Source organism: Archangium violaceum Cb vi76, from assembly GCF_000733295.1.
Classification (GTDB): Bacteria; Myxococcota; Myxococcia; order Myxococcales; family Myxococcaceae; genus Archangium; species Archangium violaceum.
Window position 1 is genome coordinate 1 of sequence record NZ_JPMI01000330.1, and the last position, 1,644, is coordinate 1,644.

Sequence of the window (1,644 nt, forward strand, 5' to 3'; positions counted from 1 at the left end):
AGAGGCATCAGGCCCCGCACGCGCGTGACCGTCTCCTCGGGGGAGATGAGGCGGTGGGTCCCGGCGAGGAAGCCCTTGGGAGAAGCTTTCCCTCCCTCCTGGAGTGGGCTGGCGCTTGGGGGCACTGGGATGGGCCTGGCGGAGGTTGACTATTGCCGTGGTTGCAGACGCAGGGTCAACGTCCCTACGTTTCCGGGCAGGGTCCGGACAACTACGCCCGCCTCAAAGTCCGCTGCAGTCAAGGTGTATTGGAAGGAAGAAATCGGATCATCGAAGGCGAAGTCGATATCAATCACATTTACGGTTAACGGCGAATTCAACAGAGCGTTCGCCGTTGTCGTACATCCGCCATCCGACCAAGAGGGAGTGAGGCCTGAAATCTCGGACGTGCGGGTTGTGATCGGTGCGCCGTCCGTAGGGCAGGTCATCTCCACTACGACATCAGGCGGGGAATTGTCCGCATCCCAACTCAGTCCGTCTGACGGATCCAGTGGCTCGATGTTCGCAGTCGAGGGTTGTACCTTCCAACTGGAATCCAGAGGCAGCTTGGGTGCGCAGATGGGATTCTTGTCTGGCGAACATCGGGTTTCCGCCTGACACGTCACACAGGCACCGCCACCCTTGCCGCACGTCGTGTCCAATGTGCCTGGCTGACAGGTATTTCCCAAGCAGCAGCCACTGCAATTGTGAGGTCCGCACAAAGTGTCTGGAGTGATGGGCAGCTCACCGTCATCGTAACCACAGCCAGATACGGCGAGGATGGCAATCAATAGAAGAGGCGAAAAGAGGTGCTTCAAGGGAATGCTCCCCCAGATGGTGATTGAGATTATCGGTTCGAGACTGCGGAGCCAAGGGAGAGTTCAGCAATGCGCTCGCCTTGCTCGTTCTTCAGGGTTACTGTCTTGATTCTGTCCATCGGAATGCTGATGAGCCTGCCCCTCCGTCCGGTCTTGGGCGCAAGGGCGATGCGCATTGGGCGGCCTGTGGTGGCTCGCTCGAAGTCCGATTCCCATACATATCCAACGACCAGGAGCTCGCCAGCGGATGTTTTTTGGATTTCGAACGCCGTGGCGGGTGATCCTGTCGAGGATGGGGACAGCTGAATCTGGGCTCGTCGAAGACGAGGGAGGGTGTCGATTCCAACGAAGCCAAAAACGCCCAGGGGCAAGTGCTCCGCCGAGAGCGCTGCTTCGTTGTCTTGAAGAGGACGCACCCGATTCTGGCTGCGGAGTTCCTCGAGCTTCGTTGCGTATCCGCCCACTGCCCTTGTGCTTTGTGTGTTGTTTGGTGCGCTTTCCGATGCGGATGATGGAGTGCTGCTCGCCGGTTGATTTGTCTCACCGGTTGCATCAACGAGTTGTGCGAGCAGGCTCTTGCGCCGAGGTCCGGAATCGCCAGACGGGGCTGGGTCGTCCTTGGCGGAAATGGCCAATCCAAGTCCGCCGACAATCAACACGACGGCGGCCGCTACCCTGGTCTCTGAAGTTGACGAGGGTCTTGCTTTCTTGGATCCGTTCGATCGCCCAGAATAGGTTTCCCGGTGACTGCTCGAAGCGTTCGTTGTGCTGTCTTTCGACGCCGCAGCAGCCACGAGTTTTTGTTCCAGCTTGTTGTAGTGGCCTACCTGGGTGGTGGATATCGGGG

At 58.8% G+C, this 1,644-nt stretch carries 1 protein-coding gene; it reads right to left on the bottom strand.

Going from position 1 to position 1,644, the window contains the following annotated elements:
* Positions 1–826: 826 nt before the first annotated feature.
* Positions 827–1,644 (bottom strand): hypothetical protein (locus Q664_RS59665; RefSeq protein ID WP_160174639.1); only part of this gene is annotated, 818 nt, incomplete at its 5' end.